This is a genomic window from Vibrio comitans (assembly GCA_024346835.1).
Classification (GTDB): Bacteria; Pseudomonadota; Gammaproteobacteria; order Enterobacterales; family Vibrionaceae; genus Vibrio; species Vibrio comitans.
The window spans coordinates 1,318,240-1,334,507 of record AP024866.1 but is presented as its reverse complement, the minus strand read 5'-3'; the positions used below and the strand labels follow the sequence as shown (position 1 = coordinate 1,334,507).

The following is a 16,268-nucleotide window of genomic DNA, read 5'->3' as shown; positions in this document are numbered from 1 at the left end:
AGTGTTAGTTCGGCTACATTGGTTTAAGTGGCTTAAAGCCTGATTTTGATAGTCTATCGAAGTCAGGCTTTTTACTTTTATAAACAGCGTATAAAAGTAAAAAGCCAACTAAAGGTCATCACGAGCGAGAGTGCCCTCTCGAAGTTACCTTAGAGAGAAGACTATTTTTGATTTTATGCTCCAGCAATGAAAAGTGAACCCCTCGAATCGCTCCCTCTAATTTCCACAGCAAGCTAACATTAAGATCTAAACCATAGATTTGTTGTAGCCTTGCAAAAGACTCACTTGAGCCAGCTTGCTTTAATTCTGCTATATCCATAATGTTGACTCGAGCTAACATCCTTTCAATGCTGAGCTGTAAGTTGGGTAAGTCACGAATTCGGTCATGACAATTGCATTTGATTTTATCTTGCTTCGCAATCTCAATAGACCGAAAAAACAGTAATCGAACTCGTGATCTCTCCTTCACATGCATATCCGTAATGTTGTAATACTGCACTTTGGCACAGCCTATTCGTTTTTGAAATTTGTACTGTTCGCATCCCCAATTAACCAGCTCGTTAGTGAGTGATTGACCTCCTCTTAAGTAGGCCTTTCCATCATCGACTAGCAGAAACATAGCATCCTCAACAAAATAACCTGTTCCGCCAAACATAGGGCGGGTATAAAGTCCGTCAAAGCGTTCAATATCACCAATCACAGCCTCACATCCATTTATAGCCACAATACGATTCTCCATAAATTCCATCTCAATGTCGTACCGGCATGCATACAGAATGGTTATGCAAACGGTACCTTATAATATTTGCGGGCAGGCATACGGTTGTCTAGTGACCCAAAGTATTATTACGATGATGGAAAGTACTATTAGACGCGAGACAGATCGCACCCAACATTCACAAAAGAATTGTATTACTTGAAAAATTTCATACGAAAAGGGGCGAATAGTTATTCGTCTCTTGAATAAGCATGGTGTAAGCTAGTCCATCTTCGAAAGGAATCATGCAAGCCCAGATAACTCACTTGCATATAAACATTACGAGCCTCATCAAAATATGTTTTCAGGATTATTATTCATTTTTATACCCCTCATTGTTGGGTATCTAATCTCAGTTAAAAACACACGTATTCTCGACAAGATCAACCAGTTCTGCTCTCATACGGTTTTATTCATCTTATTTCTTATGGGCCTAAGCATTGCCGGTATGGATAATCTTGGTGGCAATATCAAGCAAATCCTGACGGTTACCGCATGCTTTTTTGTCAGTATGAGCGTGTTTAATCTCATCGCTCTGCCCTTGATTGATGCGAAGTTGCCACTGGCAGTGGATGGGAAACAGAATAAGCTACCACTGCTACAGATGGCATCAGAGTCATTAAAGCTAGTAGTAGTCGTAGCGCTTGGGGTAATTATTGGTTTAGTGATTCCAGGCTATTGGTCGTGGGTACATACGGCAAGTGAGTGGACCTTGTTTGTACTGCTGTTCTTAATTGGCATTCAGCTGAGAAACAGTGGCCTGACTCTTCGTGAAATTATCATCAACAAACACGGGCTTATCATTGCTGGCGCCATCGTGATTACATCGTGGCTAGGGGGAATTGTTTCCGCCATGTTATTAGACTTACCCATTACTCAAGGGCTAGCGATGGCATCAGGTTTTGGTTGGTATTCATTAACAGGCATCCTGATCACCGACAATTATGGACCTCTGTATGGCAGTGCGTCGCTAATCGTCGAGTTACTCAGAGAGTTAGTCGCACTTATTTTCATTCCAATGCTAATCAAAACTCGCCCTTGTACTGCCATCGGCTACGCAGGAGCAACAGCGATGGATTTTACCTTGCCAGTAATACAACAAACAGGTGGGATACGCTGCGTGCCAGTGGCTATTGTCAGTGGTTTTATTCTGAGCCTACTCGTTCCTATCTTAATCCTGACATTTTCAGGATTGGGAATGTAGAGATAAGGCGCTACCGCTCACATTCAAACATTGAACGCTTTGGTTATTGATATGAGATTTGCTAGATTAGCGACACTACACTCGTAGGGTATTTCAACCTAGGGAATAATAAGATGAACAAAACGCTGGTTTTACTGTTGTCAGCTTTGCCAACTTTTGCATTTGCAGCAAACACGGAATGTCAGATAAAAAAATACGATACCTACATAGATGCCTCAATCAACTGGTATCAAGATCTTGCGACAATGACGAGCCAAGATACACCTGAGCTTAAAGAAGTCAGTGAATGGTTCCTTGAGGGCCGTAAAAAGCACTTTGAGTTAAATCGCGCTGCTGTACATACCTTTTTGGACTCTCAGCCGAACAAAGTCTCTACAGAGCTAGACGTCGAGTCTTGGTTACAACTTTCCCAGAGTGATATTAAAGAGCTCGCCACTCGAGATGATGAACTTGGCAACATAGCTAAACAAAGCTTTGAATATCGTCAGGCTAAGCCACATCCGCAGAACTATGAGTTCCGCTCTGCCCTTGCTGATTTACTGAGTCATCCAAACAAGATCCAAGGTGCACTCGACACTTACAATCAATCAATTCAAGACGTTGTCGCAATGGACTGCAAATCTTAACCATTCATTGACGCTGTTTATAAAAGCAACACATGAAAAATAATGCGAGACTTTGGTTCATTTATTTATTACATTGTCTCGCAATTTCAGCAATACAAACGCATTCAATATGGTTTCACAGGATAAAACAGCGAAAGTTGATTTCGAAAGCTTACTCAGAATATTTACTGTTCCAGAAGGGCCAGAATCTACACTGACTCAAATCGAAAACAGGCTTTCACTAAACCTGAATGAATTCCTAAAAGAACATATTGTTGCTGAAGAAAAGCCTCTTCGAGAGATCGAGAAAGACTTCAATGATTCTCTGTTGCCTGAGTCACCAACCTTTGTCTCAGAGCACACGCAACATTTACTAGACACTCTAGTTTCTCATTCTGTACATACCTCATCGCCAAGCTTTATTGGTCACATGACTTCGGCATTGCCTTATTTCTTGATGCCGCTATCAAAAATCATGATTGCGCTGAATCAAAACTTGGTGAAGATCGAAACATCCAAGGCCTTCACGCCACTGGAGCGTCAAGTCTTAGGTATGTTGCACAATCTTATCTATGCTCAGAATGATGATTTCTACGCCAAATGGATGCACAGCGCACAGCACTCTCTAGGCGCATTTTGTTCTGGTGGCACCATAGCCAACATTACCGCTTTATGGGTTGCAAGAAACAATGCATTCCCTGCTGACGGCGAGTTCAAAGGCATTGAGCAGCAAGGTATCTTCAAAGCTCTTAAGCATTACGACTATGAGGGTATTGCGATACTAGTGTCTGAACGTGGCCACTATTCACTGAAGAAAGCTGCCGACGTTTTGGGTATTGGTAGAGAAAGCCTGATTGCCGTCAAGACGGATGAAAACAACAAGATCTGCCTTGATGATTTAGAGGCTAAACTGGTTGAGCTTGAATCGAATCGAATTAAAACTATCGCAGTAGTGGGAATTGCCGGTACCACAGAAACCGGCAACATTGACCCGCTAGAAGATATCGCTAAACAATGCCAAAAACATCAGTGCCACTTCCACGTTGATGCGGCATGGGGTGGTGCGACTTTGATGTCAAATAAACACAGACATCTGCTTGCTGGCATTGAGCTTGCCGATTCTGTCACTATTGATGCACACAAACAGCTCTACATCCCGATGGGTGCAGGCATGGTCTTATTCAAAGACCCCCATGCTATGGCAAGTGTCGAGCATCATGCTGCCTATATCTTACGTAAAGGCTCTAAAGATCTTGGTAGCCACTCGTTAGAAGGGTCTCGCTCCGGTATGGCGATGTTAGTGTACTCAAGTATGCACATTATTAGCCGACCAGGGTATGAGTTGTTAATTAATGCGGGTTTAGACAAGGCGCGATTCTTTGCAGACCTAGTCAGTCAGCAAGAAGATTTTGAGCTGATTACCGACCCAGAATTATGTTTGCTTACTTATCGATATATCCCTGCGCGCGTTCGTTTGGCACTGGAAAAAGCAACGGGCAAGAACAAACACAAACTAAACGAATTACTCAATAGCTTGACGCAGTTTATTCAAAAGCGTCAGCGTGAAAATGGTTTGTCATTTGTATCGCGTACCACACTAACGCCAAAGCAATGGGACAGCATGACTACAATCGTATTTAGAGTAGTATTGGCTAACCCGCTTACCACCCACGAAATACTCAATAATGTGCTTAATGAACAGCGTGAGATTGCTAAGTTGGCACCTTCGTTACATAAGCAGATAGATGCCCTCGTCAGCACTATCGAATCTGAGCTGTAATATTTTTACTCACCGTATAAATTGCCGCTAAATATTGCACGATTTAGCGGCTAAATAAGGGTTATTTACGGCTTCAAGTTTGAAGTTTGTCATATTCTAACGCATTACTTGTCATTTAATTTCGGTTTTGTTACACCGCTAGAACATAACGGTATATACTGATTTCATTCGTTTTTTCGCGCCCGTCGGTCTCATTATTGAGCTCACGCAGTCAAATTATTCAATAAGCCAACTTCATGAATACTTTAGAAAAAGTACAAAAAAATTTAGAGAACTTCAGTAAGTCAGAAAGAAAAGTTGCTGAAGTAATAATGGCTAATCCCCAAACGGCAATTCACTCTAGTATCGCAACGTTAGCCAAACTGGCTGATGTCAGTGAGCCAACAGTGAACCGTTTTTGTCGTCGTTTAGACACAAAAGGATTTCCTGATTTTAAATTGCACTTGGCGCAAAGCCTGGCTAACGGCACTCCTTACGTTAGCCGAAATGTTGAAGAAACCGATGGCCCTGATGCCTACACGCATAAAATCTTTGAGTCGACAATGGCATGTCTTGATGTGGCTAAAAACAGTCTAGACGCACAGCAAGTTAATCGAGCTGTTGACCTGTTAACTCAAGCAAAACGCATCTCTTTTTACGGACAAGGCGCCTCTTCTGCCGTTGCAAAAGACGCTCAAAATAAGTTTATTCGCTTTAATATCCCAATTACCTGCTTTGATGACCCTGTTATGCAGCGTATGAGTTGTATCAACAGTACGGATAACGATGTTGTAGTGTTGGTTTCGCATACTGGCAGAACCAAAAGCCTAATTGAAATAGCTCACCTAGCTCGTGACAATGGCGCAACAGTTATCGCAATAACGTCAAAGAACTCTCCTCTGGATAAAGCGGCGTCTCTGACCATCACTCTAGATATATCAGAAGATACCGATGTGTATATGCCAATGGCGAGCCGCGTTGTTCAAATGACCATTATCGATGTGTTAGCTACCGGCTTTACATTGCGACGTGGAAGTGGCTTTAGAGACAACCTAAAACGTGTGAAAGAAGCGTTGCGAGAGTCTCGCTTCGGCAAAGACGAGCAGTTTTAATTCGTTAAAAAACATAAAAAATGCGCGATAAATCGCGCATTTTTTGCTTCTAGAATACTCAAGCCATTTCTGGTAAATCGTCGCCCTGCTCTCTTCTATTTTGTCTATGATCACAAGCACACACTTGGTTTAATACCTCGACTAATCTGTCTTGAGTCAATGGTAATGGATTGCCTTTAATTGCTACAGATTTCAGCGCATCCTCAGCAATTGCGTCAAACGATACATCGCATATTCCATAATAAGACAAGGTAGGCAACTCAAGCTTATCAAGCATGCTATTTACCCAATGTATGCTGTCATCCATGTGTGCGTCATCATTCTCCGTTACAAACTGGGCTATCTTACGATAACGTGTCAGAAGATCATTTCGTCCACTTTGTTTAGCTGCGCGCATATTTTCATTCATAACAAAAGGGGCAAGTCTGGCCGTTATGACACTGTGCGGCGCTCTGATCTTGCCTCCCAAAGCAGAAGCTAAACCATGTGCGGCTCCCAGTTTTGCGTTAGTAATCGCCATTCCACCTAGCATAGCAGCAAACGAAAGATCTGAACGTGCTCTTGGGTTATCTTGACGACAGCCTGGAATGATTGAACGAGCTAAACGCCTAAGACCTTCCTCGCAAATCATATCCGTTAAAGGATTTGGCTCACCACAAACATACGCTTCCATTAGATGAGTAAATGCATCCATGGCTCCGCGACCTGAAGTTTGAGGGTCAGTACCGTAGGTTAATGTAGGGTCCACAATGGCGACGTTAGGCAGCATTTCTGGACTACGAAGGCTTACCTTAACCTTGTCTTGCCCTGACTTTAGAACGGCATTTTTTGTGACTTCAGCGCCAGTGCTCGCCGTCGTTGGAATGGCTATCATAGGAAGAGGAGCAGCTTTGATAGGAACATTTCTTCCGACTACTTCGACATAGTCGTAAAGGTCCCCATTATTGGTCACCATCGCCGCTAGCGCTTTCCCCATATCAATCACACTGCCCCCGCCAATCGCCACCACCATATCTGGCTTGAAGCGACGCGCAACAACAGCAGACTCCTCAACCATGGTAATATTGGGTTCGTTGCTCACGGAAATATGCTGGTAACGCATTGACTGGCTTTTTAGGTAGCGGGTTATCATCTGCGAGCGAGAAAGATCCTTCCCTGTCACAAGCAAAACACTGTAGCCAAATTGATTAAGGATTGAGAGCGATGATTGAAGAGCTCCCTCGCCGAATACGATCCTTGATGTAGTCATGAACTGAAACATAGAAACATCCTCTGTTAGTCTCTAGGGAAAAGCATTAGCATGCACCCTAACTGGTACTAATTTATTGATTTACTTCAATCAAATTTTTCAAAAGACCTACAAACAGTTTACATTACATATCGGATCACACTTCGTTCAATGTCTAGTTTTGATTAAACAGTCACCGCTTAGTTTTGATAGGTGCTCCCTATCACAGTAACAGGTAATTATTTCTTTATTTCATTGAGGGGTTAAGGCATAGTTTCAACAACGGAAAAGGAGAGTTTTATGTTTGTAGTTATTTTTGGTCGTCCAGGTTGCCCATTCTGCGTACGCGCAAAAGACATTGCTGAAGAGCTAAAAGAAAAGCGTGAAGATTTTAACTATCGCTACGTTGATATCCATGCAGAAGGCATTTCAAAAGCAGACCTAGAGAAGACTGTTGGTAAGCCTGTTGAAACAGTACCTCAGATCTTTATCGACCAAGACCACGTTGGTGGTTGTACAGAATTTGAAGCTTACGCGAAAGAGAACCTAAACCTTTACGCTTAAGTAGATTGGCTTATTAATAAGCCTCAAAGTCGACACTAGTCCCCAATAACTGGTTACCAGATATTGGGGATTTTTTATATCTATACAGCAGCCTTAGCGCCTGTAATACAAACAAATCCAGCTCATTATTTACTCTGAGTAAATTTTGACAGGCAAAAATGGAAAGTTACTTTCCAGCACGTGAATAGCGTGCCATTTAATGCAATTAAGCTCTATAAAACAATAAGTTAATCACTAATAGTGCATATTTAGTGCAATCTCGAGTCATTGATGTGAAGCCTTCATCCCTGTATACCTAACTGCGTTCATACTAAAAACTAATATATACAGACACAACTATGACTATTCAAAAAAATATTTTAGGCCATCCGCGCGGCCTATTTCTCCTATTTAGCACTGAGCTATGGGAGCGTTTCTCTTATTACGCAATGCGTGCAATTCTTGTTCTTTATCTTACAGATACCACGCTTAACGGCGGTCTTGGTTGGAGTACCAAGGAAGCACTTGATCTTTACGGCATCTATACCGGCCTAGTTTATGTCACCCCTCTCATTGGCGGCTGGATTGCAGATAATTACCTAGGACAACGTAAATCAGTCCTAATCGGTGGTGTATTAATGGCCCTTGGTCAGTTTTCTCTGGCGCTACCCAATCATGCATTTGGACTAGACATCCATACCACCTTCTATTTTGGTTTAACGCTACTTATCTTAGGTAACGGACTATTTAAGCCAAACATCTCGACCATGGTGGGTGATTTATATGAAGAAGGCGACAATCGTCGTGATGGTGCATTCACTATCTTCTACATGGGTATCAATCTGGGTGCACTTATCGCAGGTGTTGTTGCCGGCAGTGTTGCCAACTCTTACGGTTGGAACGCAGGTTTTCTGGTTGCCGGTATTGGTATGATGCTAAGTGTGGTACTTCAAGTTAGCCTTGGCCAGTCGTGGCTTGGGAAAATTGGTACCGTTCCTGCAGCTAAAATTGCACAGCAACAAAACAGCAATAAGCAGAAGGCTCCATTAACCAAACAAGAGATTGATCGCCTAAAAGTAATCATGGTGATGGGTCTATTCGTTATCGTATTCTGGGCTGGCTTTGAACAAGCCGGTGGTTTGATGAACATCTACACTCAGCAATACACAGACCGCATGTTAGGTAGCTTTGAAGTTCCTGCGGCTTGGTTCCAGTCTCTAAACCCGTTCTTTATTATGGTCCTTGCACCACTAATGGCGGCATTATGGGTGAAACTAGGCAAGCGTGAACCAAGCTCTCCTGTGAAGTTTGCTCTATCGCTGTTCTTCCTAGCAGTAGGCTTCTTATTCATGGTAGGCGCTGTGCTTCAACAAGGTGGTGACGAGACGGTGAAAACCTCAATGTTCTGGTTAGTAGGCGCGTTCTTCTTCCATACTTTGGGTGAGCTTTGCATCTCTCCAATTGGCCTATCTATGGTAACTAAACTTGCTCCGCTTCGCCTTGCATCATTGCTAATGGGTGCATGGTTTGGCTTCAACGCAATTGCTAACTACGTAGCGGGCTTCATTGGCTCTCACGTAGGTGATTACGGCGCTATGTCTATCTTTGGTGGTATTGCAGTCGCAGCAACCGTCTCTGGCGTTATTCTACTATTCATGTCGAATACGCTCGTTAAATGGATGCACGGTGCGGAAAGCAAGCCAGACACAATAGAAGACAAAGTGCACGATGCACAAACTCTTCCAGCATAATTTACACATTCTAAGGGTCGCATTTAGCGACCCTTTTTTATCTAAACACCCAGCGCGAGCTCAGCACATAATTACTCACTAGACCCGAGGCAACACCGCACACAAATGCAATAACATGAGTAATGGGGTTTTCCCCAAGAAAAAGCAGTATGCCTTTAAATACCAAAAGGTTGGGCAACATTGAGATGCAAGCTGAGAGGAAGAAGCGCTTCCATTGACCAAAGCGATCTGAAGTAACCTTAAAGGTATACAAACGATTACCGAGCCAAGTTGTGGTGGCAGCAACTATGAATGAAAGCACTCTCGATAGCATGGTAGGAAAGCCAAATCCGTAAACCAATATCGAGAATACTAAGATATCCACCACAAACCCTGCGGCGCCAACTTTAGCAAAACGCAAAAAGCGACCGTTTATCATTCCATACCTTTATATAAATTCGTTTTAATGTGAACAAATCATCTTGGTTTAAGGGGCAAATACCACTAAGATGTCGAACTTTTGCTGATTCGACTTACCGTATAACGATCGCTAAGCACACCTATGAAACTTGATACTAGTCCAGTTACACAACATATCTTTCGCGACCACTGCTTTTATTTAAAGCGCGATGACCAACTACATCAACATTTTTCTGGCAATAAAGCGAGAAAATTCATGCGGTTGTTACAAGATGACTATGCTGGCATCGACACTCTTATCGGTTACGGATCCATACAAGCGAACTCGCTCTACTCTTTAGCCGCTTTGTGTAAAATCAAAAAGTGGAAACTGGAATTTTACGTTCAGCGCATCCCACAATGGCTAAAAGACAACCCTAGCGGTAACTATCGAGGCGCTCTAGAGCTTGGCGCTAACATCGTAGAATGTGACAGTGCCTTTTCCGAGGGTATTCACCCTGCACAGTACATTCAAGATGTCAGGCAGCCCGAAGCAAACTGCTTAGTTATTCCCGAAGGCGGGCGCTCATATCTATCCGAAGAGGGTATTAAAGGGCTTGCAAGCGAACTCCTCACCTGGACTCGTTATCGCCCAAACCAAAAGTTTGCCATCGCCCTTCCCTCTGGCACTGGCACAACAGCGCTCTACCTGCACAAACACCTAAAGCAGCATGAAATCCCAGTACTCACCTGCGCCTGTGTAGGTGGTAAAGAGTATCTTCAGACTCAATGGCAAGAGCTGGGTGCAAAGGACTTTCCTACAGTTCTGTCAGCAGATTATAAGCATCACTTTGGCAAGCTCTATGAGAGTGAGTTTCGAATCTGGCAAGAGCTTGAAAAAAACACCAATGTGGAATTTGATCTGTTGTACGACCCGTACATGTGGAACTGCCTGCTCCCTTGGATGGATGAAAACCCAGACATCAATGTACTGTATGTTCACCAAGGCGGCATTTTAGGCAATGAAACCATGCTACCTAGATACTTGCGTAAGTTCGAAGTTCAGCCAGCGTAACGAGTCGTGAGATAGGTCGCATAATCGCAATAAGATAGCGACCGAATTACACTAATTTTGTGCCCTTTCCTCTCAATTTGTTACATTTAGCGCGTTTATCACTCTTTTGGCGTGGAGCGCACAATGAGAACATCAATCAAACCAATTTCACTGGCCGTTTTAGGTGGCATGCTAGCAATGGCTGGCCCTGCTATGGCAGACACTATTAAGCTTCGTATTATCGAAACGACCGACATCCATACCAACGTAATGGATTATGACTACTACAAAGATTCTCCTTCTCAAAAAATCGGTCTAACGCGTGCAGCAACTCTTGTTAAAGAAGCGCGCGCAGAAGTAAACAACAGTGTATTGGTTGACAATGGTGACCTTATCCAAGGTAGCCCAATGGGCGACTACATGGCCTCTAAAGGCATTAAGATGGGCGAAGTTCACCCTGTCTACAAAGCCATGAACCAACTTGATTACGATGTAGGTAATATCGGTAACCACGAATTCAACTACGGTCTTGAGTTTCTATTCGAAACTATCAACGACGCTAAATTCCCTTACATCAGCGCCAACGTATTTGACAAAAAAACTGGCGAGCACCTATTTAAGCCTTACATCATCAAAGAGCACACCTTTACAGATGTAGATGGCGAGTCGCATAAAGTTAAGGTTGGTTACATTGGCTTCGTACCACCGCAAATCATGGTATGGGACAAGAAAAACCTAGAAGGTCGTGTTTACGCTGAAGACATCAAAGAAACCGCTGAAAAGCTGGTTCCTCAAATGAAAAAAGAAGGCGCGGATATCATCGTCGCGATTCCTCACTCAGGTGTGTCACAAGACCCATATAAACAAGGCGCAGAAAACTCGACTTACTACCTATCAGAAGTTGAAGGAATCGACGCCATTGCCTTTGGTCACTCTCACGCAGTCTTCCCAGGCAAAGGCTTTGACAACATGCAAGGCATCGACAACGAGAAAGGCACCATCAATGGTGTAACGGCGGTTATGCCGGGTCGTTGGGGTAGCCACGTAGGTGTTATGGACTTAACCCTGGCACAAAAAGACGGAAAATGGGTCGTGACCGATGGTCAATCTGAAGCCCGCCCTATTTTTGATACTGCAAACAACAAGTCTTTGGCAGAACCTGATGCTGGCATTGTTAAAGCATTAGAAGAAGACCACAAAGGCACTCGCGAATTCGTTAACCAACCGATTGGTAAAGCAAACGACGTGATGTACAGCTTCCTTGCCCTTGTACAAGATGACCCAACGATTCAAATCGTAAACCTTGCACAAAAAGATTACGTTGAGCGCTTTATCCAAGGCGACCCTGATCTAGATGGCACTCCAGTGCTTTCAGCTGCTGCACCATTTAAAGTAGGTGGTCGTAAAAATGACCCAGCTAACTTCACCGAGGTAGAATCAGGCCAGCTCACCTTCCGTAACGCTGCCGACTTGTACCTATACCCGAACACACTTGTAGCACTTAAAGTAACGGGTAATGAAGTAAAAGAGTGGCTTGAATGTAGCGCAGGTCAATTTAACCAAATAAACGTGAACAGCACTAAGCCACAAGGCCTGATCGACTGGGACAACTTCAGAACGTACAACTTTGACGTTATTGATGGTGTTGAGTACCAAATCGATGTGACAAAGCCTGCTAAATACGATGCAAGCTGTAAGGTAATCAACCCTGAGTCTGAGCGTATTGTTGGCCTTACCTACCAAGGTAAAGCAATCGACATGAAGCAAGACTTCATCATCGCCACCAACAACTACCGTGCATACAGCAACAGCTTCCCAGGCACTGGCCCTGAGTTCATTGCGTTTGATTCTCCAGATGAAAACCGCACAATTGTTGCAAACTACATCTCACAAGTGAGTAAAGATAAGGGTGAGGTAACACCAAGTGCTGACAACAACTGGCGTTTTGCTCCGATTAAGGCTGAAACTAAACTTGATGTACGCTTTGAAACCTCACCAAGTGAGAAAGCGGCGCAGTTTATTAAAGACAAGGGTCAATACCCTATGAAGCAAGTAGCAACCGACGAAAGCGGCTTTGCTTTGTATCAGATTGACCTGACCAAGTAGGATATAACAGCCAAAACCTCGTCATCCTGGAAGCGACACCGTCGCTATCCAGGACCTTGGTGAGCACATGGCTAATTATGTGCTCTCTAGGATTCCGGCTAAAAGCATGCCGGAATGACGGTTGTTAGTAAGGTATGGTGACATAAGCGCAGTCTTTACTCTCTACCCTAGCTTCCAAAATAGTCGTCATTCTGGAAGTGACATCGTCGCTATCCAGAATCTTGGTGAGCACATTGCTTGATTATGTGCGCTCTAAGATTCCGCCTAAAAGCATGCCGGAATGACGGCTGTTGGGGGTTATGGAGGCATAGGTGTATTTGTCACCTTTCCTCGTATTCGCCCCGATACGTCATCCCGGAAAGTTCGCAGAACTTATCCGGGATCTTAGAGCGCACCCAATCAACTATCTGCCAAACTTACCTCTCCAATACCCTCTCAATCTCAGTAAGACTACTCGGATCATCAATCGTCGATGGCACCACGTACTGCTCACCATCCGCAATTTGACGAATCACTCGGCGTAGTATTTTACCCGAGCGCGTTTTAGGTAATCTATCCACCACCAGAGCCTGATCAAAACACGCTACTGCTCCAATTTCAGCTCTAACCTTGCCTACTAACTCAGAAGCAAGCGCGGCATCTTCCACCGATACTCCATCTTTAAGTACCACCAGCCCTAGGGGTTTCTGACCTTTAAGATCATCGTGAATACCGACAACCGCACACTCGGCAATTGCTGGATGTCCACCAACTACTTCTTCCATTTCGCCCGTCGATAGCCTGTGTCCTGCCACGTTAATCACGTCATCAATGCGTCCCATGATGAACAGGTAACCCTCTTCATCCATGTAGCCACCGTCACCTGATAAATAATACCCATCAAAGTGACTGAGATACCCAGATTGGAAGCGATCATGATTACGCCATACGGTTGGTAAACAGCCCGGCGGTAACGGACGTTTTAAGGTCACATACCCTTGCTGATTAGCCTGCGCCTTATCGCCCGACTCATCCAAGATCTCCACCTGATAGCCAGGCACAGGAACCGTAGCCGAGCCTGGTTTCACTGGCATCATTTCTATGCCCGTCATATTAGCAGCGATTGCCCAGCCTGTTTCGGTTTGCCACCAGTGATCGATAACGGGTTTGTTAGTCATCTCAGTGACCCATTCTAAGGTTGGAGGATCTAATCGCTCGCCGGCCATGAAAATCGTATCAAGCTTACTTAGATCATATTTTGCCAACTCTAAGCCTTGAGGGTCTTCTTTTTTAATCGCCCTAAACGCGGTTGGTGCCGAGAAGATAGCCTGGACCTGATACTCTTCGCACACTCGCCAAAACGCGCCAGGATCAGGGGTTCTAACAGGCTTACCTTCAAACAGTATTGTGGCGCAACCATGTATCAACGGTGCATACACAATGTAAGAGTGACCAACGACCCATCCCACATCAGAGGCCGCCCAAAACACTCTGTCTTGATCGATGTTATAGATGCTACTCATCGAGTATTTCATGGCCACCGCATGTCCGCCATTGTCGCGAACCACACCCTTTGGTTTACCTGTCGTACCTGACGTGTACAAAATGTATAAAGGGTCCGTTGCTTTAACGGGAACACACTCCTGAGGCTCAGCCTCACTCACTGCACTCTGCCAATCAACGTCTCTATCATGCCCCAGTTCTGCCAGAGCCTGTGGGCGTTGGAACACCACCACATTCGATGGTTTCCAACGGCTATCCATAATCGCTTTATCCACTAGCGGTTTGTATTCCAACACCTTGCTCACTTCGATACCGCAAGATGCCGTTAGCACAACCTTAGGCTCCGCATCTTCGATACGCACTGCTAACTCGTTTGGTGCAAACCCGCCGAACACCACAGAATGAATAGCACCCAATCTGGCACAGGCCAACATCGCCATTGCAGCCTCAGGGATCATCGGCATATAAATAACCACACGGTCACCCTTACCCACCCCAAGATTACTCAGCATCCCCGCAACTTTGGCCACCTCATCACGAAGCTCAACATAGGTATATTGCTTCTTGGTTGCCGTCACCGGTGAGTCATAAATCAGAGCCGTATTATTGGCCCTGCCATTAGCCACATGATAATCGAGCGCAAGCCAACACGTGTTGAGTTCGCCATCGGCAAACCAACGCTCAATGCCATTTTCATCATCAGACAGGATCTGAGTGGGAAAGGTAAACCAATCTATCTGCTGAGCCTGTTCTTTCCAAAACTGTTGAGGGTTGCTCGCAGCCTTGTTGTATTCATCCTGATAGTTCGACATAGCCTGTCTCCAATTAGTTGATGACCAACAGATTCATGAACTCTTGTACCGGGGTTTGCTCTAGGCGCTTCGCATCCTTGCATAAGCTAAAGACTTTTTGACAGCTTGCTTCTGGGTAGCGTGTGCGTAGATTGCTCAAGAATTTCTGCTCAAGCACTGGGATGCCCTCTTCTCTGCGACGACGGTGGCCAATTGGATATTCAACCTCAATCTTCTGCGTTGAACTGCCATCTTTAAAGAACACCTGAATCGCATTGGCAATGGAGCGCTTGTCTGGGTCAAGGTACTCTTCGGTATATCGAGAGTCCTCAACGATGCTCATTTTCGAGCGAAGCTCATCAATACGCTTGTCCCCTTGATGGAAGCTATCCTCATAATGCTCGGCAATTAAGTCACCGTGAATCAATGGCACTGCAATCATGTACTGTAGGCAGTGGTCTCTATCTGCTGGGTTAGCCAGTTCGCCCACCTTCGAAATAATGCGAATGGCTGACTCGTGCGTTGTCACCTCAATACGCTCTATCTCATCTAAGCGATTTTTTACTTCGCAATGCAGGGTTACCGCAGCCTCTACCGCAGTTTGTGAATGGAACTCCGCAGGGAAAGAGATCTTAAATAGAACATTCTCCATCACATAGCTGTTAAACGGCTGACTGACCTTAAATTTTTCACCTTTAAACAGCACGTCAAAGTATCCCCAGCCCGGAGCAGACAGAACAGTTGGAATGCCCATTTCTCCCTTCATAGTGATCATGGCAAGGCGCACAGCCCTTGATGTTGCATCCCCCGCAGCCCAAGACTTACGAGAGCCCGCATTCGGCGCATGACGATAGGTACGCAATGCACCACCATCGGCCCAAGCATGAGAAAGTGCATCAATCACCTGATCGCGATTACCTCCGAGCATTTTTGTCACGACCGCCGTTGAAGCAACACGCACCAAGAGTACATGGTCAAGACCTACACGGTTAAAGCTGTTTTCTAACGCTAATACCCCTTGAATCTCATGGGCTTTGATCATTGCGGTTAATACATCACGCATGGTCAAAGGTGCTTTACCTTCTGATACCGCAACTTGGCTCAAATAATCCGCCACAGCCAAAATTGCCCCAAGGTTATCCGAAGGGTGGCCCCACTCTGCCGCTAGCCATGTATCGTTGAAATCAAGCCAACGCACAATACAGCCAATGTTAAACGCCGCTGTGATAGGGTCTAGCACATGAGAGGTGCCCGGCACACGCGCACCATTGGCCACCTGCGTCCCTGGTACTAACGCGCCTAAATGCTTTGTACATTCAGGAAAGCGTAATGCCAGCAATCCACAACCTATTGTATCCATTAAGCAATTTCGCGCGGTGTCATAGGCTTCACTGGATTCAATGTCGGTGTTCATTACATAATCTGCGATGGTAACCAATAGCTCATCGGGTGCTTGACGTTCATTAATATCTACATTGTGACTCATGATAAATTCCTT

General features: G+C 44.7%; 13 protein-coding genes. 8 read left to right on the top strand and 5 right to left on the bottom strand.

Annotated elements, in window-relative coordinates:
* Positions 1 to 118: 118 nt before the first annotated feature.
* Positions 119 to 739 carry a TfoX/Sxy family DNA transformation protein gene (locus tag OCU46_RS06095; protein WP_141270074.1) on the bottom strand — a complete coding sequence of 207 codons (621 nt, stop codon included), beginning with the start codon at positions 737 to 739 and terminating at the stop codon, positions 119 to 121.
* Positions 740 to 1,055: 316 nt separating this feature from the next.
* On the opposite strand from OCU46_RS06095, the gene OCU46_RS06090 reads away from it, so the two are divergent.
* The 4 genes from OCU46_RS06090 (at position 1,056) to OCU46_RS06075 (ending at position 5,437) form a co-directional block, all read left to right on the top strand.
* Positions 1,056 to 1,961 (top strand): LysO family transporter, encoded by a 906-nt coding sequence (locus OCU46_RS06090; protein ID WP_141270072.1) that lies wholly within the window; start codon positions 1,056 to 1,058, stop codon positions 1,959 to 1,961.
* A 113-nt stretch (positions 1,962 to 2,074) separates the two neighbouring features.
* Positions 2,075 to 2,587, top strand: a complete 513-nt coding sequence (locus tag OCU46_RS06085) for a hypothetical protein (RefSeq protein ID WP_141270070.1) — start codon at positions 2,075 to 2,077, stop codon at positions 2,585 to 2,587.
* Positions 2,588 to 2,696: 109 nt separating this feature from the next.
* The gene (gene panP, locus OCU46_RS06080) at positions 2,697 to 4,346 is read left to right on the top strand and encodes a pyridoxal-dependent aspartate 1-decarboxylase PanP (RefSeq protein WP_141270068.1); all 1,650 of its coding nucleotides are present in this window, start codon (positions 2,697 to 2,699) and stop codon (positions 4,344 to 4,346) included.
* Between the two features lie 236 nt (positions 4,347 to 4,582).
* Positions 4,583 to 5,437 carry a MurR/RpiR family transcriptional regulator gene (locus tag OCU46_RS06075; RefSeq protein ID WP_141270066.1) on the top strand — a complete coding sequence of 285 codons (855 nt, stop codon included), beginning with the start codon at positions 4,583 to 4,585 and terminating at the stop codon, positions 5,435 to 5,437.
* 58 nt (positions 5,438 to 5,495) lie between these two features.
* Here OCU46_RS06075 and OCU46_RS06070 read toward each other — a convergent pair whose 3' ends face one another.
* Positions 5,496 to 6,698, bottom strand: coding sequence for an iron-containing alcohol dehydrogenase (locus tag OCU46_RS06070; RefSeq protein WP_141270065.1), 1,203 nt, complete (start codon positions 6,696 to 6,698; stop codon positions 5,496 to 5,498).
* A 267-nt stretch (positions 6,699 to 6,965) separates the two neighbouring features.
* On the opposite strand from OCU46_RS06070, the gene OCU46_RS06065 reads away from it, so the two are divergent.
* Positions 6,966 to 7,229: a GrxA family glutaredoxin gene (locus OCU46_RS06065; protein ID WP_141270063.1), complete on the top strand. Its 264-nt coding sequence runs from the start codon at positions 6,966 to 6,968 to the stop codon at positions 7,227 to 7,229.
* 338 nt (positions 7,230 to 7,567) lie between these two features.
* Entirely contained in the window at positions 7,568 to 8,959 is a 1,392-nt protein-coding gene (locus OCU46_RS06060) for a peptide MFS transporter (RefSeq protein ID WP_141270061.1), read from the top strand.
* 37 nt (positions 8,960 to 8,996) lie between these two features.
* Here OCU46_RS06060 and OCU46_RS06055 read toward each other — a convergent pair whose 3' ends face one another.
* A complete protein-coding gene (locus OCU46_RS06055) occupies positions 8,997 to 9,377 on the bottom strand; it encodes a GtrA family protein (RefSeq protein ID WP_141270059.1) in 381 nt (126 codons plus the stop codon).
* Between the two features lie 123 nt (positions 9,378 to 9,500).
* Here OCU46_RS06055 and OCU46_RS06050 point away from each other — a divergent pair, with 123 nt between their 5' ends.
* Both OCU46_RS06050 and cpdB read left to right on the top strand, forming a co-directional pair.
* Positions 9,501 to 10,412 (top strand): 1-aminocyclopropane-1-carboxylate deaminase/D-cysteine desulfhydrase, encoded by a 912-nt coding sequence (locus OCU46_RS06050; RefSeq protein ID WP_141270057.1) that lies wholly within the window; start codon positions 9,501 to 9,503, stop codon positions 10,410 to 10,412.
* Positions 10,413 to 10,535: 123 nt separating this feature from the next.
* Positions 10,536 to 12,497: a 2',3'-cyclic-nucleotide 2'-phosphodiesterase gene (gene cpdB / locus OCU46_RS06045; protein ID WP_141270055.1), complete on the top strand. Its 1,962-nt coding sequence runs from the start codon at positions 10,536 to 10,538 to the stop codon at positions 12,495 to 12,497.
* 416 nt (positions 12,498 to 12,913) lie between these two features.
* On the opposite strand, the gene OCU46_RS06040 is transcribed toward cpdB, so the two are convergent.
* Positions 12,914 to 14,791, bottom strand: coding sequence for a propionyl-CoA synthetase (locus OCU46_RS06040; protein ID WP_141270053.1), 1,878 nt, complete (start codon positions 14,789 to 14,791; stop codon positions 12,914 to 12,916).
* 13 nt (positions 14,792 to 14,804) lie between these two features.
* Complete coding sequence (locus tag OCU46_RS06035; protein WP_141270052.1) at positions 14,805 to 16,256, bottom strand: bifunctional 2-methylcitrate dehydratase/aconitate hydratase; 1,452 nt, start codon at positions 16,254 to 16,256, stop codon at positions 14,805 to 14,807.
* Between the last annotated feature and the right edge of the window lie 12 nt (positions 16,257 to 16,268).

Coding starts and splice junctions, on each gene's coding strand:
- OCU46_RS06055 (WP_141270059.1), bottom strand. CDS start 9,377: ATGATAAACGGTCGCTTTTTGCGTTTTGCTAAAGTTGGCGCCGCAGGG.
- OCU46_RS06065 (WP_141270063.1), top strand. CDS start 6,966: ATGTTTGTAGTTATTTTTGGTCGTCCAGGTTGCCCATTCTGCGTACGC.
- OCU46_RS06075 (WP_141270066.1), top strand. CDS start 4,583: ATGAATACTTTAGAAAAAGTACAAAAAAATTTAGAGAACTTCAGTAAG.
- OCU46_RS06035 (WP_141270052.1), bottom strand. CDS start 16,256: ATGAGTCACAATGTAGATATTAATGAACGTCAAGCACCCGATGAGCTA.
- OCU46_RS06095 (WP_141270074.1), bottom strand. CDS start 739: ATGGAGAATCGTATTGTGGCTATAAATGGATGTGAGGCTGTGATTGGT.
- OCU46_RS06040 (WP_141270053.1), bottom strand. CDS start 14,791: ATGTCGAACTATCAGGATGAATACAACAAGGCTGCGAGCAACCCTCAA.
- OCU46_RS06060 (WP_141270061.1), top strand. CDS start 7,568: ATGACTATTCAAAAAAATATTTTAGGCCATCCGCGCGGCCTATTTCTC.
- OCU46_RS06085 (WP_141270070.1), top strand. CDS start 2,075: ATGAACAAAACGCTGGTTTTACTGTTGTCAGCTTTGCCAACTTTTGCA.
- OCU46_RS06050 (WP_141270057.1), top strand. CDS start 9,501: ATGAAACTTGATACTAGTCCAGTTACACAACATATCTTTCGCGACCAC.
- cpdB (WP_141270055.1), top strand. CDS start 10,536: ATGAGAACATCAATCAAACCAATTTCACTGGCCGTTTTAGGTGGCATG.
- OCU46_RS06090 (WP_141270072.1), top strand. CDS start 1,056: ATGTTTTCAGGATTATTATTCATTTTTATACCCCTCATTGTTGGGTAT.
- panP (WP_141270068.1), top strand. CDS start 2,697: ATGGTTTCACAGGATAAAACAGCGAAAGTTGATTTCGAAAGCTTACTC.
- OCU46_RS06070 (WP_141270065.1), bottom strand. CDS start 6,698: ATGTTTCAGTTCATGACTACATCAAGGATCGTATTCGGCGAGGGAGCT.